Annotated in this window: 1 protein-coding gene and 1 pseudogene; both read left to right on the top strand. The window is 60.1% G+C overall.

Annotated elements, in window-relative coordinates:
• The first annotated feature begins 127 nt into the window (after positions 1-127).
• Positions 128-1,156, top strand: coding sequence for a reverse transcriptase domain-containing protein (locus HLA91_RS13625; RefSeq protein WP_338076786.1), 1,029 nt, complete (start codon positions 128-130; stop codon positions 1,154-1,156).
• Between the two features lie 106 nt (positions 1,157-1,262).
• Positions 1,263-1,526, top strand: a pseudogene (locus HLA91_RS13620) (DDE-type integrase/transposase/recombinase); the annotation flags it as partial.
• Positions 1,527-1,631: the final 105 nt, after the last annotated feature.

The following is a 1,631-nucleotide window of genomic DNA, read 5'->3' as shown; positions in this document are numbered from 1 at the left end:
GTCATTCCGTCATTGACGAGATCGAGCGCTGATTGCTTGAACTCATCTGTGTAGATCTTGGGCATGACTTCTATCCTTCCTGGAATCTGTCCAGTCGTGAAGTCAACCAAACCTTCAGCAGTCCCTGGTGCTGGAACCGATTTTCGAGGCGGACTTTGTGCCGTCCTCGTATGGGTTTCGGCCGCACCGTCGGGCGCAGGACGCGATCGCGGAGATCCACTACTACGCCTCACGTGGCTACGTGGAGGTATTTGAAGCGGACATCACCGCGTGTTTCGACGAGATCGACCACGACGCGCTCATGCAGCGTGTCCACGGTCGCATCACCGACAAACGCGTATTGCGTCTGACCCGCGGTTTCCTGAAAGCGGGAGTCCTCAGTGAGGACGGTGTGAACAGGAACACGTTCACCGGTACCCCGCAAGGCGGGATTCTGTCGCCGTTGCTGGCAAATATCGCCCTGTCCGTGGTGGACGAGCATTTCCAACGCAAGTGGGATGCGCTCGGACCGCAATGGTCGCGCACGAAGTATCAACGCGCTGGGGGCGCGACGATGAAGATGGTCCGCTACGCGGACGACTTCGTGGTCCTCGTCCGTGGCACCCACGCTGATGCCGAAGCGCTCTGGGACGAAGTCGCTGCAGTGCTCGCGCCGATGGGTTTACGCCTGTCGGTCGAGAAGACGATGGTCACGCACATAGACACCGGGTTCGACTTCCTCGGGTGGCACATCCAGCGCCGCCGAATCAGAGGTCATGGCGGGAAAACCGCGATCTACACCTACCCGTCACGGAAGTCCCTGGCTTCCATCAAGGACAAGGTGCGGACGCTGACCCGCCGGGCATCTCATCGAACACTCGCCGACCTGCTACGCCGGTTAAACCCGGCATTGCGGGGTTGGTGCACATACTTTCAACACGGCGTCGTGAAACACCTCTTCAGCTACATCGACCACTTCGCCTTCTGGCGGATCGTCGGCTGGTTGAAGAAACGACACCCGAAACTGAACATGCGCACCCTGGTACGTCGGCATCTGCCCGGCTGGCAGATCCGCGACCAAGGAATCGAGTTCTTCCGATGCCAGCAGGTCACCGTGGCCCGCTACCGGTATCGAGGCACCCGCATTCCCACACCATGGACGAACGCCTTGGCATGATCACATGGAGAGCCGGATGCTCAGGAATGGGCACGTCCGGTTCGGAGGGCGGCCAGCAGAAACCCACCAGTTCAAAGACTGGCAGGGCGCTGCTGGCCGACCCTACACCGAGCACCACACCAATGAGGGCAAGCTATACATGTGCGCGGTCAAGGATGTGTTCAGCAATAGGATCGTTGGCTATGCCATCGATGCGAGAATGAAATCACGGCTGGCTGTGGAAGCGATTGACGATGCTGTAGCCCGCCGTGGCGGGGCCGGCGTCGTGGCCGGTTGCGTGGTCCACTCGGACCGCGGGTCGCAATTTCGTTCCCGGAAGTTCCAGCAGACCTTACGGCATTATGGGCTCGTCGTGTCGCGCGTCAGACTTAGTGGCAGGGCCGTTATGTAGGTCCTGAAGGAGAGTCAGACATGGGTAGACCACCCTCGATTCCGGCGGAGAAGAAGACCCGGATAGTGCTGAGCGTGCTGGCCG

Origin of the sequence: Brevibacterium luteolum (assembly GCF_013004595.1) — a bacterium.
In the GTDB taxonomy this organism is placed as follows: Bacteria; Actinomycetota; Actinomycetes; order Actinomycetales; family Brevibacteriaceae; genus Brevibacterium; species Brevibacterium luteolum.
Note: the sequence above shows the minus strand (reverse complement) of the source record. Positions and strands in the feature narration are given on the sequence as shown.